Raw genomic sequence first — 26,162 nt, 5'->3', positions numbered from 1 at the left:
ATATCTAATGAGTTGCGCGGTCGGGGGTGTAACTCCCCCATATAAGAGGATTTTTTGGTGATAGATGCCATGAAGCACGTCTATCTGCTTTCTGACGCAACGGGTGAAACTGTTGAGCGGGTGGCGCGGGCGGCGCTGACCCAGTTCAAGGATGTGGACGTCAAGCTGCACAGGGTGGGACAGATCCGCACCCGGGACGACATCGTCCGGGCGCTCGACGAGGTAAGCCGCGAGCCGGGGATCATCTTTTACACCCTTGTAAATACCGAACTCGCGCAGCTGGTCAGGAACGAGACGGAGGCGCGCGAGCTCGAGGCTGTCGATCTCATCACCCCCCTCCTTTTCAAGCTGGCGGAGTTTCTCCACATGCCGCCGCAGAAGTTGCCGGGGCTGCAGTACCAGATGAACTCGGAGTACTACCGCAGGATGGAGGCGGTGGACTTCACCGTGAAGCAGGACGACGGCCAGGAGCCGCGCAACCTGCACAAGGCCGACATCGTGCTGGTAGGGGTGTCCCGGACCTCGAAGACGCCGCTATCGATGTACCTCGCCCACAAGGGGTACAAGGTCGCCAATGTACCGCTGGTCCAGGGAATCGAGCCACCGAAGGAACTCACCCAGGTCGAACAGAACCGGGTCGTCGGACTCATCATCGAGCCCCAGCGGCTGGTGGACATACGCAGTGCACGCCTCAGAAACCTCCGGCAGAGCCCGCGGGGGAGCTATGCAGATTACAAACAGGTGGAGGACGAGCTTTCCTTCTGCCGCAGATTTTTCCGGTCGCATCCCGAGTGGCTGGTAATCGATGTGACGAACAAGTCTGTGGAGGAGTCTGCAGCCGAGATACTGAGCAGGCTCCACGGCGAAATACGGCACGACTAGCTTACCTATTACACAAGTACAGAGAGAGGAAATGGACATGAGAATCCTGGTAGTTGAAGATGAAAAAAAGGTGGCGAGCTTTATCAAGCGCGGCCTCGAAGAGGAGCAGTACGAGGTTCATACTGCTGCCGACGGCGAAGAGGGGCTCAAGCTCGCGCTGGAAAAGCCGTTCGAGCTGATCGTGCTCGACTGGATGCTGCCTAAGAAGGATGGATTGAGCGTTTTGAAGGAGCTGAGGGAGAAGAAGAATACCACCCCGATCCTCATGCTTACTGCCAAGGACTCTGTTGAAGATATCGTAGCAGGACTCGATTCCGGTTCTGACGACTATCTCACCAAGCCGTTTGCCTTCGCCGAGCTTCTGGCCAGGGTGAGAGCGCTGATGCGCAGAAGCGAGCTCGACAGGGGCGCGGAGATCCGCTTCGCCGACCTCAGGCTCGACCCGGTCACCCACAAGGTGTGGCGCAAGGAGAAGGAGATCGATCTTACCGCGAAGGAGTACGGGCTCCTCGAGTACTTCATGCGCAACCCGCACCAGGTGCTCACGAGGACGATGATCGCGGAGCATGTCTGGGACTACACCTTCGACAGCTTTACGAACATCATCGACGTGTACGTGAACTACCTCAGGAAGAAGATCGACCGCGACGCAGACAAGAAGCTCATCCACACCGTGCGCGGCGTAGGGTACATCCTCAAGGAAGAGGAATAGTTCCTCCCCTCCCTCACATATAGCCGGCTCCCGCACCCCGGGCGCTGGCGATGAAACAGACAGCGGACGATTCTTTGGCGCGACTACAGCCAGGGATATCGTCCGCTGCTGTTTTTGGGGCGCCCCGCCCCCTTGCGCTCCCCTTTAGAAGGGTGTTGACAAAGAGTGGCCGCATGATTACTTTCTGTCTCGTTTGCTGGGGCACACCCGCCCCTTCCTGCCTTTACGGCTACGATCGTATTGTCCAAGAGCCGCTTTGCGAGAGCGCCCGTGGCGCCCGTTTTTTATCAAAGAGAGCTTTCCAGGAGGTACCATGCGGAAACGGCCACTTAGCACCCTTATCCACCTCGTCTTCACCCAGATCCTGCTCTTTGCCTGCACCGGGGGCGCCTACGCCTCGAGTGCCCCCCTCCCCGATTTCGTCGCGCTGGCAAAGAAGCTGAAGCCGACCGTCGTGAACATCAGTACCTCGAAGACTGTGGGCCCGAAGAAGATGCAGCATCCGGGGGGGGATCCTTTCCAGGAATACTTCGAGCGTTTCTTCGATCAGCCGCGCCAGGCGTTCAAGCAAAAGAGCCTCGGCTCCGGCTTCATCATCAGCGACGACGGCTACATCCTCACCAACAACCATGTGGTCTCCGGTGCGGACGAGATAACGGTGAAGCTTTCCGATCGCCGGGAGTTCAAGGGGGTGCTGAAGGGGAGGGACGAGAAGCTCGATCTCGCGCTGATAAAGATAGAGGCAAAGGCGCACCTGCCGGTGGCGACTCTCGGCGACAGCGACAAGCTTGAGGTCGGGCAGTGGGTGATGGCGATAGGCAACCCCTTCGGACTTGCCCAGACCGTCACCGCAGGGATCGTCAGCGCGGAGGGGCGAGTCATCGGCTCGGGTCCGTATGACAACTTCATCCAGACCGACGCCTCCATCAACCCCGGAAACTCCGGAGGGCCCCTTTTCGACACGAAAGGGGATGTCGTAGGTATAAATACGGCCATCCTCGCCGGAGGGCAGGGGATCGGCTTCGCCATACCGGTAAACCTCGCGAAGGAGATCATCTCGCAGCTGAAGGAGAACGGCAGGGTGACGCGTGGCTGGCTCGGTGTTTCGGTGCAGCCGGTGACGGCGGATCTCGCTGCCTCCTTCAACCTGCCGGAGGAGCAGGGCGCCCTGGTCGCGGAGGTCGTGGACGGCAGCCCCGCACAGAAGGTGGGGATCAAGGAAGGTGACGTCATCCTGGAGTTTGACGGGAAAACGGTGCACGAGATGAACGAGCTGCCGCGCCTCGTGGCGGGTACGCCGGTCGGGAAGAAGGTGCCGGTCCTCGTCCTGCGCGACGGTAAGAAGCAGAAGTTCACGGTGCCGATCGAGCAGCTGAAGGACGGAGAGGGAACGGAGGATGTGGCGGTCTCGCAGGACAAGCTCGGGCTGAAGGTATCGGAGCTGACGAAAGAGCAGGCTGAGCGGATGCGGCTGGTGGAGGGGGGAATCGTGGTCTCCGAGGTTCAGCCGGACGGCGTGGCGGACCGCGCCGGAATCGCAGCCGGCGACGTCATAAAGGAGATAAACACCATAAAGATCGGGTCGCTTGCCGACTACAACAAGGCTCTTTCCACCGTGAAGAAGGGGGGGTACCTGAGGGCGCTGCTGCGCCGGGGCCGCTCCTCTCTCTTCGTGGCGATGAGGGTCGACTAGCCTTCCTTTGTCACCCGTCCCGTCCCTTCAAGTCGGGGGAGGCGGGGCGGGTGGCTTTACTCTTCCTTTTGCTCCCTTTCCAGTCCCACCTTCCGCATCCTCATCCTGGTGTTACTCTCCCCGAAAGGCAGCCTCCACCTCCTGCCGCAAAAGATTTTCCTCCCCGAGGTGCCTCGGAGAGAAGTGAAACGGGATGACGCGCGCCACCTGCGCCGCCCGGGCAAGCTCCCCTGCTTGGCGGGCTGTCAGGTGACAGCGCTTGTGCGCCCTCTCCCGCTCGCTGTCGAGAAAAGTGGCCTCGATAAAGAAGTAGTCCGCCCCCCGTGCCAGCTCCACAATCCTCTCCCGGTTCGTCTCCGAGAACGATACGTCCGTCACGTACGCCACCTTTTCCCCTCGCACCACCGAGAGGGTCTTCTCCTTCAGTTCCCCCAGTAAAAAGTGGCGCTCGCGCACCTCGCCCCGCTCCTTCCAGACCGCCCTCACGACCGTATCGTCACCCGCTCCGGCAAGTACCGCACGCTTCAGCTCCGCAAGCCAGGGGCCGACCGGCACCCCCAACTCCTCCAGCTTGTTCTTCATGATGTTCACATGGACCTTCTCCTCCAGTGCGAAGCCGAGCGTGGTGGTGTTGTGCTCCAGGAAGGCGTACCGGATCCTCAGGTTCTCCTCGTCCAGGAGAATCCCGTCCAGGGCGCTCCGCTCCTCCTCCGACTCGCGGGCGAAGGCTTTGCGCGACGAGAAGACGGCGCTCCGGATCGTTCCGTCGGGGGCGGCTTCTGCCGCGGTTATGATGAATTCGGTGGGGTAGCTGGCGATCAGGTTCCAGCTGTACGATGCGAGCCTGCTTTCGAGCTGGCGCAGAAAGTGCGGGGGGCCGAAGAGCCGCATCCCCTTGTCGCGCCCGAGGCAGATGCGCAGGAGACGGTCAAAGCCGTTGAAGTGGTCGATGTGGGTGTGGGAGACGCAGACGTCGCTTATGCGCAGGAGTTTTTTTGCCGAGAGGGGGGCGAGATCGCCGAGGTCGAAGAGTATGGCGCGGCGCGCGAAGAGAAAGTCGAGATAGAGCCCGGGGTCCTGAAAATCGCCGTTCACCAGGGCGGGGATAAAGTGCGGGGTCATGAGCCATCCCCCCGGTGTCCTTAAACGGGGCGCCCCTCATGCTGGAGGCGCGTCCTCACTGCGGGCACCAGGAGCCCGGAAAGGATCAGAAAAAGCCGGTCCTGTGCCGGGTTCCACTTAATTGATACGCCCTTCACCCGCGCCCTGCAACACAAAAAAAGGGGACCGTTTCCGGTCCCCTCAATATCAAATCTCTCCACTCTGCCGTCGGTTTGGGGGCCTCACAGCGAGTTCCCAGTAGGTGGGCTTCGATGGACCGCTTTAGGCAATTCCCGCGCAATGGGGCAGCTCACCACGGTTTGAAACGTCGCCCGTTTTTACAATTATTCCGCAGGGGCGTTACAACCTGACGATGCAGGGTAGAGAGAAGAACTGCCCGCATAATAGCCCAGCCGCCCCGGCGAATCAAGGGGCTTTTTTCTTAAAATCCCAGATAGTTGTAGAGCGGCTTAAGCTCGTTCATAAGGGCCTCGAAGTCCTCGCAGGTAAGGGACTGCGGGCCGTCGGAGAGGGCCTTTTCCGGCTCCGGATGCACCTCCACGAGGATCCCGTCCGCACCGGCAACGAGCGCCGCTTTTGCCATCGGGCGCACGAGGCTCCTCTTCCCGGTGGCGTGCGAAGGGTCGGCCATGATCGGCAGGTGGGAGAGCTCCTTTATGAGCGGGATGGCGGAGAGGTCGAGGGTGTTGCGCGTCGCCGTGTCGAAGGTGCGGATGCCGCGCTCGCACAGGATCACGTTGGGGTTCCCCTCGGCGAGGATGTACTCCGCCGCGGCAAGGAACTCCTCTATGGTGGCGCACATGCCGCGCTTCAGGAGAACCGGTTTCCCGCTTCTGCCGAGCTCCTTCAGGAGGTCGAAGTTCTGCATGTTGCGGGCGCCGACCTGGAGGAGGTCGGCGTGCTCGGCGACAATCCCCACCGTCTCCGGAGACATCACCTCGGTCACCACGGCAAGCCCCGTCTCCCGTCCCGCCGCGGCCAACAGCTTCAGCCCTTCCTCCTTCAGCCCCTGGAAGGTATGGGGGCCGGTGCGCGGCTTGAAGGCGCCTCCCCGCAGAAGATCTGCTCCGGCCTTTTTCACCGCGCGGGCGGTGCGCATGATCTGCTCCTCGCTCTCCACGGCGCACGGCCCCGCCGTCACCACCGGGCGCTCGCCGGAGCCGATCCGCACATTTCCCACCGTCACGACGCTGCACTCCGGATGGAAGGCGCGCGACACGAGCTTGTACGGCTTGGAGACGTGAATGACCTCCTGTACCCCCGGCAGATCGCGCACCGTGCTGTCGTCCACATACCCCGTGTTGCCGAGGACCCCGATGGCGGTGCGCTCCCCGCCCGGAATCGGCTCCGCCCGCAGTCCCATGCACTCGATCGCCTTTATGACGGCGGCAATCTCTTCCTTCCTGGCTTGGTATCCCATTACGATCAGCATTGCGCGATCTCCTTCCGGCGATTGTCCACCCCTACGCGATTCCGGCGCTGCACCCGGGCATCACAGGCGGCGCCAAGGATAGCAGGAGCGCTCACGCCGGTCAACGCTTCCTTCGTATTGCTTTTTGCCGCCATTAACGTACAATGCGCCAAATCGAGCTTCCGGGAGGGTAAAGATGCGTCTCAAGGATGAACAGGTGGCGCGCCTGGCGGAGAAAGTGCTGGGCGATCTGGAGCGTGAAGGGGTAATGACGGCGAAAAAGGAGAGGGGTGTTCTCCTTGCCGCCGTGCGCGGTGCGATCAGTGCCGATCTGAAGGCGGAAGAGGCGCTCGAGCGCGACGCCGAGGACCTCCTGGAGAAGACCCTCAGGGGGATGGGGGGCGCCCAGGAGATCGACCGGCACAAGATGCTCAGGATGATAAAGGAAAAGCTCGCCAAGGACCGGAAGATAGTTCTGTAGGCGGACCTTCATTTAACTTATCTGCACAATGGAGAGCAGGCATGCATATCTCGGAAGACCGCATTTCCCATCTGGCGCACAAGGTGTATGACAAGCTGTGGCGCGACGATCTCGCCGACTTCTCCGATGAGAGGCTGGCACTTGACTGCATCAAGGGCGCGATCGGCGGCTTCTTTTCCGTTCTCGAACAGGTAGACTCGGCGGTGCGGACGAAGCTTTCCTCCTACAGTCACGCGAAGGTCCCGGGAAGCAGGGAATGGGAGATTCTTTACCAGAAGTTCTACGCGGAGGAACTCGCGAAGCGGAAGTGGTGACAGGGAAAGATCTATAAGCGCGACCTCGCCTCCATCTCGAGAAGGGAAAGGGACAGCCCCTCTACCAAAAGGGCCTGTCCCCCTTCCCGCGGCGGGAGGCGCCATTCGCGCGGCTGCACCGTTAAGGGGCTCACAAAATAATTTGGGTGGGCCCCTTGATTTTTGCCCGGAGCCTGATTATATTTGTCGAGTGTTTAGCACTCAACCATTTTGAGTGCTAATATTTTTTGAAACTATAAAGAGATCTGGCATCTCGAAGAAAGGAGAGGAAGGTATGAATCTCAGACCGTTGCAGGACCGCATCATCGTGAAGAGGGTTCAGGAAGAGACAATGACAGCCGGTGGGCTTTACATTCCCGAGACCGCGAAAGAAAAGCCGCAGCAGGGCGAAGTCGTTGCTGTCGGCAAGGGTAAAAGGGGTGAGGATGGCAAGGTGTTCCCGGTCGATCTGAAGGTCGGCGACAAGGTGCTCTTCGGGAAGTACGCAGGGAGCGAAGTGAAGCTCGATGGTGAGGACTACCTGATCATGCGCGAAGACGACATCCTCGGCGTGGTGGAGAACTAAACCGACGACCGGAACCAGGCAGGGCAAAACACCAGTCGCCGGGCGCGCGGGACATGCCGGAAGTCCCCTTTCGCGTTTCGCAAAGCGCCGGCGCCATAACCATCCTAAGGAGGATATTTGACCATGGCTGCAAAGCTCATCAAGTTTGACCAGGACGCGAGAAACAGCATCCTCAAAGGTGTAAATACACTGGCAGACGCCGTGAAGGTTACCCTCGGCCCCAAAGGGCGCAACGTCGTCATCGAGAAGTCGTACGGCGCACCCCTCATCACCAAGGACGGCGTGACCGTAGCAAAAGAGATCGAGCTCGAGGACAAGTTCGAGAACATGGGCGCCCAGCTGGTGAAGGAAGTCGCCTCCAAGACCTCCGACGTCGCCGGTGACGGCACCACCACCGCGACCGTTCTGGCCCAGGCGATCTACCGCCAGGGTGCGAAGCTTGTCGCTGCAGGTCACAACCCGATGGAGATCAAGCGCGGCCTCGACCAGGCTGTGGAGACCCTCGTCGGCGAGCTGAAGAACATCTCCAAGCCGATCAAGGACCACAAGGAGATCGCCCAGGTAGGTACCATCTCCGCCAACAATGATCGCACCATCGGCGACATCATCGCCCAGGCGATGGAGAAGGTCGGGAAGGAAGGGGTCATCACCGTCGAGGAAGCAAAGTCGATGGAGACCACCCTGGAGACCGTCGAAGGTATGCAGTTTGACCGCGGCTACCTCTCCCCGTACTTCGTGACCGATCCGGAGCGCATGGAGGCGAACCTCGAGAACGCCACCATCCTGATCCACGACAAGAAGATCTCCAACATGAAGGACCTCCTCCCGATCCTCGAGCAGACCGCCAAGTCCGGCCGTCCGCTCCTCATCATCGCCGAGGACATCGAGGGTGAGGCGCTGGCAACCCTCGTTGTGAACAAGCTGCGCGGCGTGCTGAACGTCTGCGCTGTGAAGGCTCCCGGCTTCGGCGACCGCCGCAAGGCAATGCTCGAAGACATCGCAGTCCTCACCGGTGGCAAGGTCATCTCCGAGGAAGTCGGTTTCAAACTGGAGAACACCACCTACGACATGCTCGGCACCGCTAAGAAGATCACCGTCGACAAGGACAACACCACCATCATCGACGGCAACGGCGCAGAGGGCGACATCCAGGGTCGCGTGAAGATGATCCGTGCCCAGATCGAGGAGACCACCTCCGACTACGACCGCGAAAAGCTTCAGGAGCGTCTGGCGAAGCTTGTCGGCGGCGTGGCAGTGATCAAGGTCGGTGCCGCCACCGAGGTGGAGATGAAGGAGAAGAAGGCACGCGTCGAGGACGCGCTGCACGCAACCCGCGCTGCAGTCGACGAGGGTATCGTCCCTGGCGGCGGCGTCGCTTATCTGCGCGCACTCTCCTCTCTTGACGGCCTGGAGCTTCCGGCCGAGCAGCAGTTCGGCGTTACCGTCATCAAGCGCGCCCTCGAGGAGCCGATCCGTCAGATCGCCCAGAACGCGGGCGTTGACGGCTCCATCGTGGTGGACAAGGTGAAAAACGGCGACGTGGCATTCGGCTACAACGCGGCTGACGACACCTACGTCAACATGCTGGAGGCAGGGATCATCGACCCGACGAAGGTCTCCCGCTACGCGCTGCAGAACGCGGCTTCCATCGCAGGTCTCATGCTGACCACCGAGGCGATGATCGCTGACAAGCCGAGGGAAGAAGGCGCTATGCCGGCAATGCCTGGCGGCATGGGCGGCATGGGTGGCATGGGCGGAATGGGCGGCATGATGTAGCCGATCCGTACCAGCGGACAAAAAAAGGGGAGCCGGCTTCACGCTGGCTCCCCTTTTTTCATTGGCGGCAGATAGAGGATATTTCAGAATCTCCTCTTGCTCATTGCCGTATTGCGGCGGGGGGTGGCGTCGAGTCTCGTTCTGTGGGAATCGAGATCGTGGGTCAGGTGCTGTTGGTTGCTTTGCCGCTCCATGTACGACTTCAGTTTCGCGCGCAGCGCCGGGCCGTTCCCCATGAGGTTCTCCGGTTGGTCGAGGTGCTCTGTCGGTCCGAGATAGATAGGCATGGCGTCCCTCCTTTAGATCGGCAAAGGTGAAAGGAATAGTGTGCAAAATATTGGCAGGTGCTAATGATCTTCGGCGGGCTCGTGAAAAACTTTAAAAAAAAGTAATGAAGTGGTCGCGGCAGCGGGGGGCAGGTGTGAAAGTTCGCGGTGGACTACCGCGCCATCAACGTGCTACAGCATGTTGATGAGAAGGAGCGGGGGGTACAGCGATGATTTGTCCTAAATGCGGTTTCGAGCAAGGGGAGGGGATGACCACCTGCGAGCGCTGCGGGGTCATATTTGCGAAGGTGAGGCGGTCTTCCTCGGCGGCCTCCGCTGCGCCCCCGGTGGCTTCGACTGCTGCAGTGGCGGGGGACCTTTTCGGACGGCTGCGCGGGGCGCTCGTCGCTGTGGAGCCTGGAGAGCCTGACTTCTTTGTCGTCGGCCGTTCTCTCCTCTTTGCCGCTCTCGTCTTCTGGGGGTGGCGCTTCATGAGCGCGACGATTGCCAGCGGCTATGCGGCAGAGAGCATGCTGCATCTCACCCTCCTCCCCTTCCACGAAGCGGGGCATGTCATCTTCGGGGTGCTCGGCAACAGATTCCTGACGGTACTCGGGGGGACACTCGGGCAGCTGCTGGTGCCGCTCGTGGTGATCTGCGCCTTCCTCGCCCGGCGCAACCCTTTCGCTGCTTCGGTAGGGGTGTGGTGGCTGGGGGAGAGCTTCATGGATGTGGCGATCTATGCCGACGACGCCCGCGCGGGGGAGCTGCCACTCCTTGGAGGCGTCACCGGGAGCGAGGTAGAGGATTACCACGACTGGGAAGTCATGCTGGGAAAGCTCGGCTGGCTCCAGTACGACCACCTGATCGGCCGCATCTTCTACGGGTGCGGCACCATCCTCATCCTCCTCTCTCTGGCGTGGGGTGCGCTCTTGTTGTGGCGGCAGGTGCAGTTGAGACGCGGCCGCCCCGGGTGAGTCGCTCGACATAAGCTCGCCCCCTGTCGATGATTGCAACGGGAAGCGACAAATCGTACAGGGGTACATCCGCTGGTGCCGGAGACGGCATCTCTTTGCAATATTATTTTCCTTTAAGAACACCCTCCTTTCGGGCCTGAAGCCCTCCTCCCCAGCACTTAATTTCCACTGGTCTGAAAAGACTTTACTCCTGCAGCGAGATCGACAGCCTCCCGGTGCCTCGGGCAAATAGTCTGCTTCCTGCCGCGACGGGCAATGAGCCGGTTCGCATGTTGCTGTGCGCAGACAACCTTTTTTGCCTCACATCTCATGGCCTTGGTCCAGAACAGGAGCTCCCATGAAAGTCTTTCTTTGTCGCCTGCTTCCTCTCTCCACTCTATTGACCATCCCCGCATCCTCCTGGGCGCTCACCTCCGTCGAGTCAACGACAATCCTGCGGCTGGAGCAGCGTGACGCTGCGGGTTCGAAGAAGGACGTGGCGCCCCTCACCCAGTTCCTGGGGCTCGACCTGGACCGGCTCTCCGGCTCCAGCCTCTCCCTCCACTTCTACGGCTGGGGGCGGCTCGATCTGGCGGAAAAGAGCTACAACACCGACCAAGGGGGGGGGAGCGTCACCTACGGGTACCTGCAGTACCGGCCCCGAGATGCGAATGCCGAGCTCAGGCTGGGGCGCTTCTTCGTGCACGAGGGGATCGTGAACGAGCAGGTTGACGGGGTCGGCGCCCGCAGCGACCTTCCCTTCGGTCTGGCAATCTCGGCCTTTGGCGGGGCGACGGTCCATACCGTCAACCTGCCGGGGGAGGAGAGCGACGGCAAGGGGGATGGCCTCTTCGGCGGCCGCGTCAGCTACCGGTACCGCGGGGTAGTGGAGGTGGGACTCTCCGGCGTCTATGAGAGCGCGGCCCCGAGCCTCGCCACACATGCCGGCGGGAACCACCGCCTGGTGGGAGGTGACCTGTGGCTCGCCCCGCACAGTGCCGTCGAGCTGACCGGCCATAGCAGCTACAACACCGAGACGAGCCAGGTCGCCGAGCACAGCTATCTCCTCAACGTGCGGCCGGTGCAGGAACTAACCGTGTCGGCGCGCTACGAGGAAGAGCGGGATCGCAGCTATTTCTATACCTGGGCGCTCTTCTCCGGCGCCGCCCTCGACCCCGCCGACCGGTCGCGCTCCATCGGCGCAAGCGCCTCCTATCGGATCAGGAAGGGGGAGCTCTTCGCGGAGTACCGGCGCTACAAGCGTGAGCTCGGCACAGCAGACCGCTTCGGCGGGGAGGCGAAATTCTCCTTTGCCGACAACAGAGTGCGCGCAGGGGGGGGCTACCACTACCTGCGCGCCGACCAGTCCTTTGCCATCAGCGGGACGCAGTCCCCCTCCTACCACGCCGTGCGCGGCTACCTGATGACCGATACACCCTCCTATTTCGGCGCCCTCGACCTCACCGCCTACCTTTTCAAGGAGAAGATCTTCGGCAGAAAAAGCGCCTGGGAAGGGACGGCTTCGGGGGGATATCACCTGACGCGGGCACTGGCACTCTCAGGTGACGTCGCCTACGGCAGCAACCCGCAGTTCAGCGACGAGGTGCGCGCGGTCGTGCGCCTGACCTACAACATGGCCTACGACGGCAAAGGAGGGACCAAATGACAACGATATCCAGACGCCTCTTTCCCCTGATCCTCGCCGGAGCGCTCTTTCTTCTTGCCGGGTGTGCCCGGATGGCGGCGCTCCCGTCCCTCCCGGAGTCCCATCCCGAGTCGCTCGCGGTGGGGCAGCAGGTGAATTGCCTGGAATGCCACGAGGATCAGCAGAAGGGGAGCCTGAAATCCTTCTCCGCATTCAGCCATACTGCGGTCTTTGTCAGGAATCACCGCTTCTACGCCCAGAGTGACGACCGACTCTGCGCCAGCTGCCACAAGAGGTCATTTTGCGCAGACTGCCACACAAACCAGGTGGAGATGAAGCCCTCGCTGAAGTATGGCAACCGCCCGGACCGCGAGATGCCGCACCGCGGCGATTACCTCACCATTCACAAAATCGAGGGGAAGATAGATCCCGCGAGCTGCTACCGCTGCCACGGCAGGGGGAACAACGAGAGATGCATCAGCTGCCACCGCTGAATTCCCGCAGGCGAAGGAGTGTGACATGAGGCGTGACATGAAAAAACTTCTGTATGGTGCCGCCGTTCTTCTCGTGGCGGGGCTTTCCGGATGCAGCAGGGGAGGAAGCAGCAGCTCGATCGACGTTTCGGGCCGGCACCAGGCAGGGTGGGTTGTCCCGGTTTCCGGGGGTGCCCACCCCGCGGCATATCTCGACGACCCCAATGCGTGCAAGGAGTGCCACGGCAGCGACTACGCCGGGGGGATCAGCAAGGTGAGCTGCTTCAGCGCCGACCGGAACGGAGTAGGCTGTCATGCCGGGGGACCCTCGGGACATCCCGCCGGATGGGCCGATCCTGACGCCCACGGCGCTGCCGCCAATGCACGTGCCGCGGGGATAACCGGCCTTCCCCATTGCCAGGCCTGCCATGGGGCCGATCTTGGCGGGGGGATCTCCAGGAGGTCCTGTCTCAACACCGCCGGGTGCCACGGAGCGCAAGTCGCGGCGCCCCATTCCCAGAAGCCGTGGCGCTCCTCCATCGGGGGGCGCACCCACAGCTCGGCGGACGCGAGCAACGCGAGAGCCTGCGCCGTCTGCCATACCGGCGGGGCGAACTCGTCCCGCAAGCCTTCCGACCCGGCGCCGGCAGGGACAGAGCCGGGGTGCTTCAACAACACCCTCTGTCATGGAGTGGAAGGACACCCGACAGGATGGTCCGCCGCCGCCCGGCATGGCGCAGCCGCCAACGCCGTCGCCGGCGGGAGCACCGGGCTTTCCTCCTGCACGCCGTGTCATGGCTCCGATTACAGCGGCGGCTCTGCACAGCAGGGGTGCTTCAACGATGCCTCGTGCCACGGCTCCGGAATAAGCGCGCCGCATCCAGCCACGCCGTGGCTCTCCACCAGCGGCGGGCCTTCCCATAGCACCACCGATACGAGCAACGCGGGACAGTGCGCCCTGTGCCACGCGGCGGGTGCCAACTCCTCCCGCACGCCTCAGGCGGGGGATCCGGTCGGCGCCAGCGGGTGCTTCGACAACTCCCTCTGTCATGCCCAGATCGGCCACCCCGCCGGCTGGGGCGCAGCGGCCCAGCATGGAGCACAGGCGAAGAAGGCGCCCGGCTCGGCCAGCGGTTTCGCCTACTGCCAGCAATGCCACGGGACCTCCTTCGCGAACGGCTCGGCGACGAGCTGCCTCAATAACTCCGCCTGCCACGGCAGCGCCGTTCTGGCTCCGCACCCGCGCAAGCCGTGGTTCTCCTCCACCGGCGGGGCTTCCCACGCGACAGCGGACCAGCGAAACGTGACAGTCTGCGCCCAGTGTCACACCGCAGGGGCCAACTCCACCATAAAGCCGCCAACTACGGTCGCTGCGGCGCCGGGATGCTTCAACAACACCCTGTGCCACTTCCATCAGCTACCGTTCGCACCCTCCGCAACGATACCGCCGTCCCTGCATGGCGGGGAGGCGAAGAAGGATCTCACCGTTTGCCAGGCCTGCCACGGCACCAAAGGAACCACCGCCTTCGACGGGACCACCCTCGCGGACGGCACGAGGACCGCCGCCTGCTCCAGCTGCCACACCTTTGCGAAGGCACACCCCACCGACTGGCAGGGGAGCGGCGCCTTCTCGCACCGCACGGCCGGCTCTATCGCCAAGGCCTGCGCGGTTTGCCACGATGTGAGCCAGGGGCGCACCGCGCCTCTCCCCGCAGCGCCAAGCTGCTTCTCCACCACCTTCACGAACGCCCTCGGGCAGGCAAGGACCTGTCACTCCAACGGGCCGGGAAATGCGCCGCACGCGGTGCCGTACAACAACCACAACGCCACGGCGCGCGGCAACTTCGGGTATTGCCTGGGATGTCACCAGGTCGGGGCGGACGTCCCCCTCACCGGAGGGAAGACGATCCCGCGCTGTCTCACCTGCCATATCGCCGATCCGACCGCGGTAGCGACCGGCTGCACCTCCTGCCATGCCACCCCCCCGGGCGGGACAAGCTATCCTGACGTCGCGGCGGTTCACGGCTCGCACAGCGCCATCAATCTCCCGGCCGGAGAGTCGACCGTCTGCGCCGAGTGCCACAGCGGCCTCGGAGTCGGCACGGTCGACCACCTGAACCGCTCCCGGGCTCGTGCCGCCACCGTCCTGGCCAACCCGGTCGTCTTCGGCGCGCTCGCTTCCAGCGGCGGGCTCACGCCGGCATACACCGCGGCGGGGCGGAGCTGCAGCAACACGTACTGCCATGGCAATGGCCCCGAGATGGACAAACCGGCGTCGGCGGTCCTCGCGCCGTCGTGGGGGAGCCCCTTCCTGACCGGTGTCGCCGCGAGCGACTGCACGAAGTGCCACGGATATCCGCCAGCCAACGCCACCCACGCCGGGATGACCCCGGTAAACTGCATAACCTGCCACCCGCATGTCAATGCTGCCGGAACCGGCTTCACCGACCGGACGAAACACGTCAACGGCGCCATAGAAGCAACAGGCGCGCATGTGGTGCCCTACTTCACCCACAACGCGGTCGCCGCCCCCACCTGTCTGAAGTCAAACGGCGGCTGCCACAACACCGGTGTGGGGGGAAGCGCTGCCGCGAACCAGTACCCGCTGGCGAAGGACGCCACAACCGGAGCTCCCGACTGCATGTCCTGCCATACCGTGGCAAACCCGCTCCTGGCTGGGAACGGGAAAGGGAACTGCAGGTCGTGCCACGGCACCGGGGGGACGGGAAACCTCGCCGCACCGACCGGAACTCTTTTCCCGAACATAAAGCGCAGGCATCCGACGCACCACGGATCGGTGTGCGGCACGTGCCACCCCGGCGTCAGCAACACCGGCTTCGGCACCCAGGCCGGCTCGGGGGCGGGGGTGAACCACGGGCCGAACAAGAACAGGCTGAGCGGGACGACGCAGACGAACACGGTGCAGACCACCACCGGCATCACCGTCAATACGCCGCGCGGGTCGAGCGCCTCCTGCTCCCACGGCAGCCTCATCGTCAGCGGGTGCCATGACGGCCCCGGAGTACAGTCGTGGTAGCGAAATGAAAGGTATCAAGCCGGAACGAAAGAAGGCCGGGCATTCGGTGCCCGGCCTTCTTTGCGTCTTTGCGGTTGACGGCCCCCTGATAGAGCCCATTGCTTCATCCCTACATCTCCACCCTCGTTACAACCCCCTGCAGCTTGCTGGCGGGCAACTTGTTGAACTGCACGAAGTTCGGAGAGAGCTTCTTGATGACCGAGAATATTTTCCACACCGGGTTGCTGGTGGTGATGTCCTCGACTCCGTAGAAGATAACCTTCTCCGCTATCCCATGCTTCTTCAAGAGCTTCTCGATGTCCAGCACCTCCATGTACCCCGCACTGATCTGGAAGGCATCGAGACCGGTTCCAATGTTCGGAATTACCTTCGAAGTCACGCCGAACGGCTCGTCGGTGCGGTCGATGGAAATGAACACGTTTCTCTCGTACACGATGTTGCTGCGCACGGTGCAGTGGATGACGTACGGCGGGATGATGTGGTACTCCCTGGTAAAGAAGAGACCGGTCCCCGGAATGTTCCGCCCCTTGGCGTAGATCTGCTCGTAGGAGACGAGGAAAGTGTCCAGATCGAGCGGGGCCAGGGCCCGGTAGAGTGCGCGCTGCCCGCGAGTCCAGACGAGGATGGTGCCAAAGGGGACGCCGGCGAGGATGAGGGACCAGTAGCCGCCGTGGGGGAGCTTGTTCAGGTTTGCGGTTAGAAAGATGATGTCCACAATGGTGACCAGCACCGCGATGGGTACCTTCCACCTCTTCGTGGTGCGGGAAAAGATCCAGGTCATCATAATACCGGTTATCACCATCGTGCCGGTGACCGCGAGACCGTACGCCGCGGCGAGGTTCTCGGACTTCTTGAACAGGAGCATGATGAAGATGACGAGGACCATCAGTAACCAGTTGACGGAGCCGATGTAGATCTGGCTCTTGAGGTGGCTGGAGGTGTAGTCCACCTTCATAAGGGGCATGATGCGGGTGGTAATCCCCTGGTATACGATGGAGAAGACCCCGCTGATCAGCGCCTGCGAGGCGATGATGGTGGCGAGGATCGTCAGTATCAGGAAGGGGACGTACAAAAACGGCGACTCCCACTGCACCATGGAAAAGAGGATGTTTTTCGCCTCGGGGTGCCGCAGAAGGAATGCCCCCTGTCCCAGGTAGTTGATGACCAGGGCGAAGAAGACGTAGTACCACGCGCGGATGATCGGCTTTCGCCCGAGGTGCCCCATGTCGGCGTAGAGCGCCTCCCCCCCCGTTGCGCAAAGGATTACCTCCGAGAGCACGAAGAAGCCGGCGACGCCGTTGTCGAGGAAGAATTTTACGGCGTACCAGGGGCTCACCGCCTCCAGGATGTTGGGAACACCGGCAATGGAGATGAGGCCACTTACGGTCAGCGCCACGAACCAGATCACCATGAGCGGCCCGAAGGCGCGGGCGACCTTGTCGGTCCCCTTCGACTGGAAGATGAAGAGGGTGATGGCGATAATCGCCGCGATGAAGATGAGCACCCCCTGCGGCACACCGGAACAGGCCGGTATCAGCACGAGGCCCTCGACGGCGGAGAGGATACTGATGGCGGGGGTAATGACGCCGTCCCCCAGCAGAAGAGATACCCCTATAAAAGAGAGGACGCCGACGAAGGCGAGATACCGTCCACCCTTCAGAATGTGGGTCAGTATCTCCTTCAGGACGATCGTCCCCCCTTCGCCTTTGCGCCCGAGGCTCATGGCCAGCCAGGCGTACTCTACCGTGACGAGGATAATGAGGGTCCAGACGATGAGGGACAAGATGCCGAAGACGTTGTCATGCGTCGGCTTGGTGATGGCGAAGATTACCGAGAGTGTGTAAATCGGGCTTGTGCCGATGTCACCAAAGACGAGGCCCATCGATTTGATGACACCGCCCCAGTACGATTCAGTGTGTTTGGTCATAAACCCTCTGCCCCTTGCAAATCAATAGCGCCCTGTATAACATGAGCCTGACCTGCTGGACAACAGAAATCCCTTTATTCTTGACATTTAGCGGTCTTTCTAGTAGTTTTAAGCGCTTTTTTCGAAGCTTTGCTGACGCCAGAACCATCCCCCGGTATCGCCGGAAAGGGTGCGTCTGAGCCCATCCTACACCGAACCTATCAGGGGTGGCAGCAAGAAAAGACACGCGGAAAAGACGCCCCTCGGGGCGTTTTTACGGCTTTACCTCCTCCGAGGTGAGCCCAACAGATACAGCGGAGGCCGCTACATGGACTACAAGGACACACTCAATCTCCCCGTCACTTCCTTTCCCATGAAGGGTAACCTGCCCCAGCGCGAGCCCGAGATCATCAAGGGGTGGGAAGAGATGGCCCTCTACCGGAAGATGGTGGAGGCGGGTGCGGAGAAGCCGCGCTACGTCCTGCACGACGGTCCCCCGTACGCCAACGGCCACATCCACATCGGCCACGCCCTCAACAAGATCCTGAAGGACATCATCCTCAAGAGCAAGAGAATGAGCGGCTTTGACGCCCCCTACGTTCCGGGGTGGGACTGCCACGGCCTGCCGATCGAGCTCCAGGTGGAGAAAAACCTCGGCTCCAAGAAGCACGAGATCTCCAAGCTGGAGATGCGCAAGCTCTGCCGCGAGTATGCCGCGAAGTTCGTGGCGATCCAGCGCGCCGAGTTCGAGCGCCTGGGGATCTTCGGGGAGTGGGACGACCCGTACCTCACCATGCGCGAGAGCTACGAGGGGATCACCGCCCGCGAGCTCGCCCGCTTCGCCGCCAACGGCGGGCTGTACAAGGGGAAGAAGCCGGTGCACTGGTGCTCCTCCTGCGGCACCGCCCTTGCGGAGGCGGAAGTCGAGTACGCAGACCACAAATCCCCGTCCGTTTTCGTGAAGTTCCAGGTGAAGGAGGATCTCGGCTTCCTCGATCCCTCCCTCGCCGGCCGCCACGGCTCCGTGGTGATCTGGACCACGACCCCCTGGACCCTCCCCGCGAACCTCGCGGTGGCGCTGCACCCGGAACTCGACTACGTGGCGCTGGAGGTGAACGGCGAGCTTCTCATCGTTGCCGACGGGCTGAAGGAGAGCTTTTTAAAGCAGATCGGCGCGGAAGGGGAGGTGAAGGCGACCTTCAAGGCGACCGCGCTGGAGCGTAAGTTCGCGAAGCACCCCTTCTACGACCGCGACTCCGTCATCCTGCTCGGTGAGCACGTCACCCTCGACGCCGGTACTGGCTGCGTGCACACCGCCCCCGGCCACGGCCAGGAGGACTACGAGCTCGGCCTCAAGGAAGGGCTCGACATCTACAACCCGGTCGACAACCGCGGCAAGTTCTTCGAAAACATCGAGTTCTTCGGCGGCCAGTTCGTCTTCGAGGCGAACAAGAACGTCATCGAGAAACTTACGGAGGTAGGCGCGCTCCTCGCCAGCGCCGAGATCAGCCACTCCTACCCGCACTGCTGGCGCTGCAAAAAGCCGATCATCTTCCGCGCCACGGAGCAGTGGTTCATCTCCATGGAGAAGAACGACCTGCGCGGCAAGGCGCTCGACGCCATAAACAGCGTCAACTGGATCCCCAAGTGGGGGAAGGAGCGCATCTACGGTATGATCGAAAACCGCCCCGACTGGTGCGTGTCGCGCCAGCGCTCGTGGGGGGTGCCGATCACCGCCTTCTACTGCAAGAGCTGCGGGGAGGTGCTCGCCACCGGCGAGGTCATGCACCGTGTCGCCGACCTCTTCGAGGAGCACGGCTCGGATATCTGGTACGACTGGGAAGCCTCCCGTTTCCTCCCGGAAGGGACCTCCTGCGCCGCCTGCGGCAAGACCGAGTTCGACAAGGAAACGGACATCCTCGACGTCTGGTTCGACTCCGGCGTGTCTCACGCCGCTGTTCTCGAGCACCGTCCGTACCTTTCCTCCCCCGCCGACATGTACCTCGAGGGGAGCGACCAGCACCGCGGCTGGTTCCACTCGTCCCTTCTTGCCTCCGTCGGCACCCGCGGGCGCGCGCCGTACAAGAACGTCCTCACCCACGGCTTCGTCATGGACGGCTCGGGGCGCAAGATGAGCAAGTCGCTCGGCAACGTGGTCGCCCCCGAGGACGTGGTGAAGAAGTTCGGCGCCGACGTGCTGCGCCTCTGGGTGGCCGCCCAGGACTACCGCGACGACCTGAGGATCTCCCAGGAGATCCTGACCAGGCTCTCCGAGGCGTACCGCAGGATCCGCAACACCTGCCGCTACATCCTCGGCAACATCCACGACTTCGACCCCGCCGTGCACACCGTCCCGTACGCGGAGATGCCGGACCTCGACCGCTGGGCGCTGCACCAGCTGGAGCTCCTGAAGGAGAAGGTGCTCGGCTGCTACAACGACTGCGAGTTCCACATCCTCTACCACGCGGTGAACGGCTTCTGCACCGTGGAGATGAGTGCCTTCTACCTCGACATCCTGAAGGACCGCGTCTACACGAGCAAGGCGGACTCCGTGCAGCGCAGGAGCGCCCAGACCGTCATGTACAGCATCCTGGACGCGCTGGTGCGCATGACCGCGCCGGTCCTCTCCTTCACCGCCGAAGAGGTGTGGAAGGTGATGCCGGGCCCGCGCGAGACGAGCGTGCACCTCGCGGCCTTCCCGCCGCTCATCGAGGGGCACAAGGACGCGACGCTGGCAGAGCGCTACGAGAAGGTCATGAAGGTGCGCGCAGAAGTTTCCAAGGCGCTGGAACTGGCCCGAGTGCAGAAGACGATCGGCCACTCCCTCGACGCCGCGGTCGCCATCAAGGCGGCTGGCGCTACCGGCGAGCTGCTGCGCCAGGTTCAGGCGGAGCTGAAGGAGATCTTCATCGTTTCCAAGGTGGAACTGGCCGACACGCTGGTGGGAGAGGTGTACACCGGGGACGCGGGGGATCCGCTGGAGATCGCGGTCAGCGCGGCTCCGGGAGCAAAATGCGAGCGCTGCTGGTGCTACGACGAGAAGATCGGCAGCGATGCGGAGCATCCGACGATCTGCCCGAAGTGCATCTCCGCCGTCGAATAAGAACGCACCACCCGCTCGCCGGGGCAACCTCATGCCCCCTCCCCGCGAGGGGAGGGGGGACGGGGTCCGTAAGGCTTGGCTTCGACAGCTTCCTCCACAACATACGCCGGGGATACTTACGAATGGACAAACGATATCAGATACTGGCAGGGGTAAGCGCACTGGTGCTCTTCCTGGACCAGCTCACGAAGGTCTTCATCGACCAGGCGATGCCGCTGCACAGCACCATCACCGTCATCCGCAACTTCTTCAACATCAGCTACGTGCGGAACAAGGGGGCGGCGTTCGGGATTCTCGCCAATTCCGCGTACCGGCTCCCCTTCTTCATACTGATCTCCCTGATAGCGGTGGTGGTGATCTGCATCGCCATCAGGAAGTTGCGTCCCGACCAGACGCTCGCCGCCGTGTCGCTCTCGCTGATCTTCTCGGGCGCGCTCGGCAACCTCATCGACAGGATCCGCCTCGGCGAGGTGATCGACTTCCTCGACGCCCACTGGTACGAGCACCACTGGCCCGCCTTCAATATCGCCGACTCCGCGATCTGCGTCGGGGTCTTCCTCCTGGCGCTCGACATGTACTTCGAGGAAAAGAGAAAAACAAAAGGCTGAAGGGTAACCTTCAGCCTTTTGTGCGCTTATCGCTGAATTTGCGTGGAACGTGGAGTCCGTTTCCACGAACCGCTGCACTTGAACTCGCGTTCCCCCCTTCACAAAGGGGGGAACGTATGCGGCCCCTACTTCTCCGAGGGCACAGAAATGCTGGGTTCATCTCCGGGACAACCTTTTTTCAGCATGTCCCTCACGTCTGCCGGGAGCCTCTTCGCCCGCAGAGTCTCTCCTATGCACGCCAGCGTCACCTCCGCCTCGCAAAGAACCGTCCCCCCATCCCTGCGCAGCACCCTTTGCTTTGCAATAAAGGAGCTGTTCTTCACTTCTCCGATCTCCGTCTCGATCTCGAGAAGGTCCCCGAGGCGGGCCGGGGAGCGGTAGTCGATCTTCATGGAGACGATCGCGAAGATGGTGCCGGCATTGTGCATCGCGGCGACGTCGAACCCCCTCTCCCTCAAAAACTCGGTCCTGCCGCGCTCGAAAAAGCGCAGATAGTTGGCGTGGTAGACAACCCCCCCGGCGTCGGTGTCCTCGTAGTAGACGCGAACTTCCATTCATTTTCCTCCTGGTAAGCCAATGAAAAGCGGGGTGAACTGTCGGTATCGACAGCGTGACCCCGCGCATGTGATGCTGTGAGGTACAGATCAGGTTTGTCCCAAGGGGTGACCCGGTGCGAGTCGAACTCTCGACAGCGTGACCCCGCGGGCAAACCCGTGATTTTTACAAGAGCAGGCGCTCAGGCGTCCCCTCCCTTTCAAGGGGAGGGACAGGGTGGGGATGGGGTAGAAGTTGGCGAGCGCGGGATGAACCCCATCCCCCTCCTGTCCTCCCCCTTGAAAGGGGAGGGACGTGCTGCCACCTGTTGCAGGTTATTCCGGAACCCTCCCGCAGAGCTCAGGAGAGGGGCGCTTCCGTCGCGGCGCCACCGAGGATCCTCTCGTACACGTCCCGTATCCCCGCAGTCGTGCGGGTGTAATCCGAGATCAGAGCCTCACCCGGGTTCTGCAGCGTCGCGCTGTAGCCGAGGCGCAGTGCGAGCTTGTTCAGGTAGCGGGGAGGGCCGCCCAGATCGTTCATGGAGTAGTCGTGGATGATCCGGATCCGGTTCTCGAGCCGGCGCAGGAACTGGTAACCCTCCGAGAGCGCCTGGTAGTCTGCAGAGGAAAGAAGGCCGGCCTGGTTCAGGTGGGAGAGGGCGGTGAGGGTGTGGCAGCTTCTGAGTGTCGGCTCATCCACGCCGTGCTTCAGCTGCAGGTACTGCACCAGGAACTCCACATCGACCATGCCGCCGCGGCCGGTCTTTATGTTGTAGCTCCCCGCCTTTTCCTTCGCGAGCTCCACCTCCATCCGCATGCGCAGCCGGTGAATCTCGCTGCGCACGAAGTCGTCGGCGCCGCTGCCATACACGGTCTGGCTGATGACCTGCTCGATCTCCTCCTTCAGCACGCCCCCGCCGAGCACCACCCGCGCCTTTGTCAGCGCCTGGCGCTCCCATATCTGGCTCTCGGTGCGGTGGTAGTCGCGAAACGACTCCAGCGATGTGACGAGCGGGCCGGCATTTCCGGAGGGACGCAGCCGGGTGTCGATCTTGTAGACATACCCCTCGCGCGTCTGGGTGGTGAGGATCAGGATGATCCTCTGGCCGAGCTTTGCGAAGTACTCGTGGTTCGTTATCCGCCTCGTCCCGTCGGTGAACCCCTGGTGGTCGTAGATGTAGATGATGTCGAGGTCGGAGTGGTAGTTGAGCTCGCGCCCCCCGAGCTTCCCCATGGCGAGGATCGCGAATGACGCCTCCCGCGTGATGCCGCTTTCGTCAGAGAAGGTGGGGCGCCCATAGGCGGAGAGCTCCACCCGTGCCATGTCCACCGCGCACGACAGGCATACTTCCGCAAGATGGGTCAGCTGATGTCCGGCCTCTCCCTCCCCCATCTTCCCGTTGATGTCATTCATCCCGATGCGCAGAAACTCCTCGTGCCGGTAGCGGCGCAGCGCGTCGAGCTTCGTCTCGAAATCCTCGGCACGGCGAATCACCGCGATAAGCTCCTCCGCCATCGCATCCCGCTCCTTCGTGCAGTAGGCGTAGCTGCGGGTGATCATGCTGTCCAGGAGCTCGGGGTGGCTGATGAAGATCTTGGTAAGGAATTCCGACATCCCGAAGAGCTGGACGAGGAGCTTCAGGATGTCCCGGTTCTCGGCCAGGAGCGCGTAGATCGAGGACCGGCTGCGCACGGCGACAAGGAAGCGTTCCAGGTTGGAGAGGGCGAGGTCCGGGTCGGGGGATGCGAAGATCTCCTGCAGGAAGAGGGGAGCGATCTTCTCCCGTGTCCGATGCCCCTGTGCGGTGAGGTTCTGGTGGGGCGGACCGTCCCGCAGGACAAGCAGGTTCTGGTATGCCGGTTCCGGGTGCTCGAACCGGCGCTGCGCGAGCATCGCCTTGATGAGCTCGGGGTCCGCGTTCCGGTCGAAAAAGAAGAAGACCTCCGGGAGCACCTCTTCCTTGATCTTCTCGTCCCGGGAGTGGAAGAGGTCGCCGTAGATGGCTGAGACGGCGCTCCTGTGCTCCTCCAGTGTTATGGAGAAGCGCTGCAGGCCGTCACCCCGCAGAAAGCCGCAGCGCCGGGAGAGGGCGAGTAGCTCGTCCATCTTCTTCGGGAGGAGGTGCGTCTGACGCTCCTGGACCACCTGGATGCGATGCTCCACCATGCGCAGGAAGCGGTAGGCGTCGGTGAGGGTGGTGCAGTCCGCCTCGCGCACCACGCCGCTCTCCTTGAGCTTCTGGAGCGCCTGCAGCGAGTTCTTCACCCTCAGGCTCTTGTTGCGCCCCGCATAGACGAGCTGCAGCGCCTGTACGAAAAATTCGATCTCCCTGATCCCGCCGCGGCCGAGCTTTACGTTCAGCTCCCCTTCCTGCAGTCGCGCGAGGGAGGCATTTATGCGCAGCTTCATCCCCATCATGTCCTCGATGAGGTTGTAGTCGAGGAAGCGCCGGTAGATGAACGGCTCGATCATGCGCAGGAACTGCTCGCCAAGCGCCATGGACCCCGCCACCGGCCGCGCCTTTATCATGGCGGCGCGCTCCCACGACTGCCCCCACGACTCGTAGTAGATCTCCATGGAGCGCAGAGACGAAGCGAGGTCGCCGCTCTTCCCCTCCGGGCGCAGGCCGAGGTCGACCCTGAAGACAAAGCCGTCGCCGGTGACCTGGGAGATGGCCCGGCTGATCATCTCGCCGAGCTTCACGAAGAAGGCGTGCAACGAGATCTTCCCGGCGAGGGTCCCCTGGGCTCCAGGCACCCCTGCCGTCTCTCCGTTGTCGGAAGAGTAGAGGTAGATGATGTCGATGTCGGAGGAGAAATTGAGCTCGCGCCCCCCGAGCTTTCCCATGCCGATGACGACAAGGTCCGCCTCCGAGGTCCCCTCTTCGGTCACCATGAGCGGAGCGCCGTGCTCCTTCACGAGTTCCTTGCGCGACGTTTCGTACGCAATCTGCAGCGTCGCGGAGGCGAGCGCCGCGAGCTCGGCGGTAACCTCTTCCAGGGGAGCGAGGCCGTTCAGGTCGCGTGCCGCGATGCGCAGCATCTCGGAATACTTGAACCGGCGCAGGAGGGGGAGGAGGTCGCTGTACGAAAGATCGTCCGGGACGAGCGCCCGGAGCGCATCGAGCATCTCGGCTTCGGTGCGGCTGTGCATGATCTCGCGCCTGATGAAGAGCGCGCTGAAGTAGGCGCGGTCGCGGCAGATGATGTTGGTGAGGAATGAAGAGGAACCGCAGATGTTGAGGAGCTGGGTGAGGGGGACGCGGCGCGAGCAGACTTCGAGGAATTCCGCGGGGTCGACCGCATTGGAGACCCGCTCCAGTCCGTTCAGCGCCATGTCCGGAAGGGGCGCCGCCAGGGCGGAGTAGGCGATATCCGGGACGAGCTCCACGGGAAGGCGCTCCGCCAGGAGGCGCAGGTTTGCCGCGGAGCGGGTGCCGTAGCTGAAGCCGGCGTCTTCCAGCCGGCTGGCCAGCCATTGTTCTTTGGGGTCCCCGGTCAGGGCCGCGAGGATCCCCATATAGAACCGGGTCGGGATGTTCACTGCCCTACCAGGGCTCTGAGTTCCCGCTCAAAGTCGCCGCGCACAACCCCCTTCTCCGTGATGATCCCGGAGATGTAGCGGGCGGGGGTGACGTCGAAGGCGGGATTTCTGACCTTTACCCCTTCCGGGGCGATCCCCACCCCCTGGATCTGCGTCACCTCGCTGGAGGTGCGCTCCTCGATCGGGATGGAGTCGCCGGTGGGCAGGGTGAGGTCGAGGGTGGAGATCGGTGCGGCGACGTAGAAGGGGATCTTGTTCTCCTTCGCCAGCACCGCAACGGAGTAGGTGCCGATCTTGTTGGCGGTGTCGCCGTTGGCGGCGATCCGGTCGGCGCCGACAACGCAGCAGTCGATCTCGCCGCGGCGCATGAGCCACCCGGCCATGTTGTCGGAGATCAGCGTCACCGGGATCGAATCCTTCATGAGCTCCCAGGCGGTAAGGCGTGCCCCCTGCAGCCAGGGGCGCGTCTCGTCGGCAAAGACCTGGATCTTTTTGCCGGACTCATGCGCCGCGCGGATCACGCCGAGCGCGGTGCCGTACCCCGCGGTGGCGAGCCCCCCTGCGTTGCAGTGAGTGAGGACGCGGCCCCCCTCCTTGATGAGGGGACCGCCGTGGCGGCCGATCTCCTTGCAGATGGCGAGGTCTTCCGTCTCGATGCTGATCGCTTCCGCCTTCAGCATCTCGCGGATGGAGTTGAGATCGAGCGCCTTGTGCTGTTGCGCCACGCGCTTCATCCGCTCGATGGCCCAGAAGAGGTTCACCGCCGTCGGCCTGGTGCGGCCGATGACGTCGCAGACGTTCTCCAGCTGCCGGTAAAAGGAGTCGAAGGTGTCGGCGATGATGTCCCGGGCGCCCAGCGCCACACCCATGGCCGCTGCCACCCCGATGGCAGGGGCGCCGCGCACGACCATGCCGCGGATCGCTTCGGCCACACCGGTGTAGTCGGTGTAGGTGTTGTAGCGCTCCTCAGCGGGAAGCTTCGTCTGGTCGATCATAACGACCTTGTTGTCTCGCCACTCTATCGTTCTGAAGGACATCTTTCTCTCCTGGTAAAACAGTAACCGTAAGTCGTGCCCGGCGAGGCCGGTGCCCCCACGTCCCCTCCCTTTCAAGGGGAGGGACAGGGTGGGGA

The 26,162-nt window shown here is 62.6% G+C and carries 20 protein-coding genes and 1 other RNA gene; 13 read left to right on the top strand and 8 right to left on the bottom strand.

Annotation, left to right across the window (positions count from 1 at the left end; all coding sequences use genetic code 11):
• Positions 1-69 precede the first annotated feature (69 nt).
• The 3 genes from LPW11_RS06635 (at position 70) to LPW11_RS06625 (ending at position 3,287) form a co-directional block, all read left to right on the top strand.
• Positions 70-882, top strand: coding sequence for a pyruvate, water dikinase regulatory protein (locus LPW11_RS06635; protein ID WP_442899820.1), 813 nt, complete (start codon positions 70-72; stop codon positions 880-882).
• Positions 883-919: 37 nt separating this feature from the next.
• Entirely contained in the window at positions 920-1,594 is a 675-nt protein-coding gene (locus LPW11_RS06630) for a response regulator transcription factor (protein ID WP_230997344.1), read from the top strand.
• A 313-nt stretch (positions 1,595-1,907) separates the two neighbouring features.
• On the top strand, positions 1,908-3,287 hold the full coding sequence (locus LPW11_RS06625; protein ID WP_230997343.1) for a DegQ family serine endoprotease: 1,380 nt from the start codon (positions 1,908-1,910) through the stop codon (positions 3,285-3,287).
• A 111-nt stretch (positions 3,288-3,398) separates the two neighbouring features.
• Here LPW11_RS06625 and LPW11_RS06620 read toward each other — a convergent pair whose 3' ends face one another.
• The 3 genes from LPW11_RS06620 to aroF form a co-directional block, all read right to left on the bottom strand.
• Positions 3,399-4,409, bottom strand: coding sequence for a ribonuclease Z (locus tag LPW11_RS06620; protein ID WP_230997342.1), 1,011 nt, complete (start codon positions 4,407-4,409; stop codon positions 3,399-3,401).
• 189 nt (positions 4,410-4,598) lie between these two features.
• Positions 4,599-4,778: non-coding RNA, 6S RNA (ssrS, locus tag LPW11_RS22490), on the bottom strand.
• A gap of 52 nt (positions 4,779-4,830) precedes the next feature.
• Entirely contained in the window at positions 4,831-5,841 is a 1,011-nt protein-coding gene (gene aroF / locus LPW11_RS06615; protein WP_230997341.1) for a 3-deoxy-7-phosphoheptulonate synthase, read from the bottom strand.
• Between the two features lie 175 nt (positions 5,842-6,016).
• Here aroF and LPW11_RS06610 point away from each other — a divergent pair, with 175 nt between their 5' ends.
• The 4 genes from LPW11_RS06610 to groL all read left to right on the top strand — a co-directional run bounded on the left by LPW11_RS06610 (position 6,017) and on the right by groL (position 8,956).
• On the top strand, positions 6,017-6,301 hold the full coding sequence (locus LPW11_RS06610) for a DUF507 family protein (RefSeq protein ID WP_230997340.1): 285 nt from the start codon (positions 6,017-6,019) through the stop codon (positions 6,299-6,301).
• Positions 6,302-6,342: 41 nt separating this feature from the next.
• Positions 6,343-6,615: a DUF507 family protein gene (locus LPW11_RS06605; protein ID WP_230997339.1), complete on the top strand. Its 273-nt coding sequence runs from the start codon at positions 6,343-6,345 to the stop codon at positions 6,613-6,615.
• Positions 6,616-6,889: 274 nt separating this feature from the next.
• Positions 6,890-7,180: a co-chaperone GroES gene (gene groES, locus LPW11_RS06600; RefSeq protein WP_230997338.1), complete on the top strand. Its 291-nt coding sequence runs from the start codon at positions 6,890-6,892 to the stop codon at positions 7,178-7,180.
• Positions 7,181-7,303: 123 nt separating this feature from the next.
• Entirely contained in the window at positions 7,304-8,956 is a 1,653-nt protein-coding gene (groL, locus tag LPW11_RS06595; protein ID WP_230997337.1) for a chaperonin GroEL, read from the top strand.
• A gap of 83 nt (positions 8,957-9,039) precedes the next feature.
• Here groL and LPW11_RS06590 read toward each other — a convergent pair whose 3' ends face one another.
• Positions 9,040-9,243: a hypothetical protein gene (locus LPW11_RS06590; protein ID WP_230997336.1), complete on the bottom strand. Its 204-nt coding sequence runs from the start codon at positions 9,241-9,243 to the stop codon at positions 9,040-9,042.
• A 209-nt stretch (positions 9,244-9,452) separates the two neighbouring features.
• On the opposite strand from LPW11_RS06590, the gene LPW11_RS06585 reads away from it, so the two are divergent.
• From LPW11_RS06585 to LPW11_RS06570, 4 genes are all read left to right on the top strand, one after another.
• A complete protein-coding gene (locus tag LPW11_RS06585) occupies positions 9,453-10,199 on the top strand; it encodes a hypothetical protein (RefSeq protein ID WP_230997335.1) in 747 nt (248 codons plus the stop codon).
• A 337-nt stretch (positions 10,200-10,536) separates the two neighbouring features.
• Positions 10,537-11,844: a hypothetical protein gene (locus LPW11_RS06580; RefSeq protein WP_230997334.1), complete on the top strand. Its 1,308-nt coding sequence runs from the start codon at positions 10,537-10,539 to the stop codon at positions 11,842-11,844.
• A complete protein-coding gene (locus LPW11_RS06575) occupies positions 11,841-12,317 on the top strand; it encodes a cytochrome C (protein WP_230997333.1) in 477 nt (158 codons plus the stop codon). Before LPW11_RS06580 ends, LPW11_RS06575 begins: the two co-directional genes overlap by 4 nt.
• 37 nt (positions 12,318-12,354) lie before the next feature.
• Positions 12,355-15,333: a CxxxxCH/CxxCH domain c-type cytochrome gene (locus LPW11_RS06570; RefSeq protein ID WP_230997332.1), complete on the top strand. Its 2,979-nt coding sequence runs from the start codon at positions 12,355-12,357 to the stop codon at positions 15,331-15,333.
• A 109-nt stretch (positions 15,334-15,442) separates the two neighbouring features.
• Here the strand turns inward: LPW11_RS06570 and LPW11_RS06565 are convergent, their stop codons facing one another.
• Positions 15,443-17,260: a KUP/HAK/KT family potassium transporter gene (locus tag LPW11_RS06565; protein WP_230997331.1), complete on the bottom strand. Its 1,818-nt coding sequence runs from the start codon at positions 17,258-17,260 to the stop codon at positions 15,443-15,445.
• Positions 17,261-17,567: 307 nt separating this feature from the next.
• Between LPW11_RS06565 and ileS the strand changes: the two genes are divergently transcribed.
• Entirely contained in the window at positions 17,568-20,342 is a 2,775-nt protein-coding gene (gene ileS / locus LPW11_RS06560) for an isoleucine--tRNA ligase (protein ID WP_230997330.1), read from the top strand.
• A gap of 122 nt (positions 20,343-20,464) precedes the next feature.
• Entirely contained in the window at positions 20,465-20,950 is a 486-nt protein-coding gene (gene lspA / locus LPW11_RS06555; protein ID WP_230997329.1) for a signal peptidase II, read from the top strand.
• Between the two features lie 125 nt (positions 20,951-21,075).
• Here the strand turns inward: lspA and ybgC are convergent, their stop codons facing one another.
• The 3 genes from ybgC to mtnA all read right to left on the bottom strand — a co-directional run bounded on the left by ybgC (position 21,076) and on the right by mtnA (position 26,067).
• Entirely contained in the window at positions 21,076-21,504 is a 429-nt protein-coding gene (gene ybgC / locus LPW11_RS06550; protein ID WP_230997328.1) for a tol-pal system-associated acyl-CoA thioesterase, read from the bottom strand.
• 340 nt (positions 21,505-21,844) lie between these two features.
• On the bottom strand, positions 21,845-25,006 hold the full coding sequence (gene glnE, locus LPW11_RS06545; protein WP_230998255.1) for a bifunctional [glutamate--ammonia ligase]-adenylyl-L-tyrosine phosphorylase/[glutamate--ammonia-ligase] adenylyltransferase: 3,162 nt from the start codon (positions 25,004-25,006) through the stop codon (positions 21,845-21,847).
• A gap of 20 nt (positions 25,007-25,026) precedes the next feature.
• A complete protein-coding gene (gene mtnA, locus LPW11_RS06540; protein ID WP_230997327.1) occupies positions 25,027-26,067 on the bottom strand; it encodes an S-methyl-5-thioribose-1-phosphate isomerase in 1,041 nt (346 codons plus the stop codon).
• Between the last annotated feature and the right edge of the window lie 95 nt (positions 26,068-26,162).

It is taken from the genome of Geomonas sp. RF6, assembly GCF_021044625.1.
Lineage (GTDB): Bacteria > Desulfobacterota > Desulfuromonadia > Geobacterales > Geobacteraceae > RF6.
This window is presented reverse-complemented; position numbering and strand designations above follow the sequence as displayed.

What these genes read in the sequence shown, in the direction of transcription:
- LPW11_RS06635 (WP_442899820.1), top strand. Translation starts at nt 70, where the DNA reads ATGAAGCACGTCTATCTGCTTTCTGACGCAACGGGTGAAACTGTTGAG.
- LPW11_RS06630 (WP_230997344.1), top strand. Translation starts at nt 920, where the DNA reads ATGAGAATCCTGGTAGTTGAAGATGAAAAAAAGGTGGCGAGCTTTATC.
- LPW11_RS06625 (WP_230997343.1), top strand. Translation starts at nt 1,908, where the DNA reads ATGCGGAAACGGCCACTTAGCACCCTTATCCACCTCGTCTTCACCCAG.
- LPW11_RS06620 (WP_230997342.1), bottom strand. Translation starts at nt 4,409, where the DNA reads ATGACCCCGCACTTTATCCCCGCCCTGGTGAACGGCGATTTTCAGGAC.
- aroF (WP_230997341.1), bottom strand. Translation starts at nt 5,841, where the DNA reads ATGCTGATCGTAATGGGATACCAAGCCAGGAAGGAAGAGATTGCCGCC.
- LPW11_RS06610 (WP_230997340.1), top strand. Translation starts at nt 6,017, where the DNA reads ATGCGTCTCAAGGATGAACAGGTGGCGCGCCTGGCGGAGAAAGTGCTG.
- LPW11_RS06605 (WP_230997339.1), top strand. Translation starts at nt 6,343, where the DNA reads ATGCATATCTCGGAAGACCGCATTTCCCATCTGGCGCACAAGGTGTAT.
- groES (WP_230997338.1), top strand. Translation starts at nt 6,890, where the DNA reads ATGAATCTCAGACCGTTGCAGGACCGCATCATCGTGAAGAGGGTTCAG.
- groL (WP_230997337.1), top strand. Translation starts at nt 7,304, where the DNA reads ATGGCTGCAAAGCTCATCAAGTTTGACCAGGACGCGAGAAACAGCATC.
- LPW11_RS06590 (WP_230997336.1), bottom strand. Translation starts at nt 9,243, where the DNA reads ATGCCTATCTATCTCGGACCGACAGAGCACCTCGACCAACCGGAGAAC.
- LPW11_RS06585 (WP_230997335.1), top strand. Translation starts at nt 9,453, where the DNA reads ATGATTTGTCCTAAATGCGGTTTCGAGCAAGGGGAGGGGATGACCACC.
- LPW11_RS06580 (WP_230997334.1), top strand. Translation starts at nt 10,537, where the DNA reads ATGAAAGTCTTTCTTTGTCGCCTGCTTCCTCTCTCCACTCTATTGACC.
- LPW11_RS06575 (WP_230997333.1), top strand. Translation starts at nt 11,841, where the DNA reads ATGACAACGATATCCAGACGCCTCTTTCCCCTGATCCTCGCCGGAGCG.
- LPW11_RS06570 (WP_230997332.1), top strand. Translation starts at nt 12,355, where the DNA reads ATGAAAAAACTTCTGTATGGTGCCGCCGTTCTTCTCGTGGCGGGGCTT.
- LPW11_RS06565 (WP_230997331.1), bottom strand. Translation starts at nt 17,260, where the DNA reads ATGACCAAACACACTGAATCGTACTGGGGCGGTGTCATCAAATCGATG.
- ileS (WP_230997330.1), top strand. Translation starts at nt 17,568, where the DNA reads ATGGACTACAAGGACACACTCAATCTCCCCGTCACTTCCTTTCCCATG.
- lspA (WP_230997329.1), top strand. Translation starts at nt 20,465, where the DNA reads ATGGACAAACGATATCAGATACTGGCAGGGGTAAGCGCACTGGTGCTC.
- ybgC (WP_230997328.1), bottom strand. Translation starts at nt 21,504, where the DNA reads ATGGAAGTTCGCGTCTACTACGAGGACACCGACGCCGGGGGGGTTGTC.
- glnE (WP_230998255.1), bottom strand. Translation starts at nt 25,006, where the DNA reads ATGGGGATCCTCGCGGCCCTGACCGGGGACCCCAAAGAACAATGGCTG.
- mtnA (WP_230997327.1), bottom strand. Translation starts at nt 26,067, where the DNA reads ATGTCCTTCAGAACGATAGAGTGGCGAGACAACAAGGTCGTTATGATC.